The 1,044-nt window shown below is 76.8% G+C and carries 1 protein-coding gene; it reads left to right on the forward strand.

Features of this window, described 5'->3' with window-relative positions; translation table 11 throughout:
• A partial coding sequence (locus D7V93_RS43410) for a PAS domain S-box protein (protein ID WP_244237860.1) occupies nt 1-1,036 on the forward strand: 1,036 nt, incomplete at its 5' end.
• Between the last annotated feature and the right edge of the window lie 8 nt (nt 1,037-1,044).

Here is a 1,044-nt window from a genome sequence, read left to right on the forward strand (position 1 = left end):
CGAAGGGCGGGGCCTGTGGCTGGTGGAGCCGGGCGCGACGAGCGCCCTGCTCCTGCGCTGCGCGGGCTGCACGCCGGACGCGGCGGAGCGGCTGCGGCGGCTGCCCCTCACCGGGGACGCGCCGGGGACGCGCTGCCTGCGGGAGCTGCGGCCGGTGTGGCTGGAGACGGAGGACGCGCTGGCCGCCGGAGGCGAGGAGCGGCCCGCGGCCTCGTCGGCGTGTCTGCCGCTGGTGGTGGATGGCCGCGCGCTGGGGGTGCTGGTGTTCACCTTCGGCCTGCCGCACGGGTTCGACGACGACGAGCGGGCCTTCCTGCAGCTGGTGGCGCACCACGCGGCGCAGGCGCTGGCGCGGGCGCGGCTGCTGGAGCGGGAGCAGCGGGCGCGGGCGGCGCTGCGCGAGGCGCACCAGACGCTGGAGGCCATCATCCAGGCGAGCCCCGCGGCCATCATGCTGTTGGACCCGGACGGCACGGTGCGGCTGTGGAACCCGGCCGCGGAGCGGATGCTGGGGTGGACGGCGGAGGAGGTGCTGGGGAAGGTGCTGCCGGTGGTGCCGCCGGAGCACTGGGAGGCGTTCCGCCAGAGCCTGGAGCGCGCCACGCGGGGCACGGTGCTGGACGGCGCGCCGCTGTCGGGGCGCAGGCGGGACGGCAGCGCGGTGCAGGTCGCGGTGTGGACGGGGCGGGTGCACCCGGCGAGCGGGCCGCCGCAGTGCCTGAGCGTGATGGTGGACATCACCGAGCGCCAGCGCGGCGAGGCGGCGCAGCGCTTCCTCGCGGAGGCAGGCGGGGTGCTGGCGGGGAGCCTGGAGGAGGAGGAGACGCTGGAGCGCGTGGCGCACCTGGCGGTGCCGGCGTACGCGGAGACGTGCGGCGTGTTCCTGGAGGACGAGTCCGGCGGGGTGCGCTGCGTGGCCACGGCGGGCGAGGGCGCGGACGCGGAGGTGCCGCCGCCGGGGCTCGCGGTGGTGTCGCGAGTCATCCAGTCGGGGCGCTGTCTCTTATACCCATCTCCGAGCCCACGAGACGCGTAGTAATCTCG

The organism is Corallococcus llansteffanensis (genome assembly GCF_003612055.1).
Taxonomy (GTDB): domain Bacteria; phylum Myxococcota; class Myxococcia; order Myxococcales; family Myxococcaceae; genus Corallococcus; species Corallococcus llansteffanensis.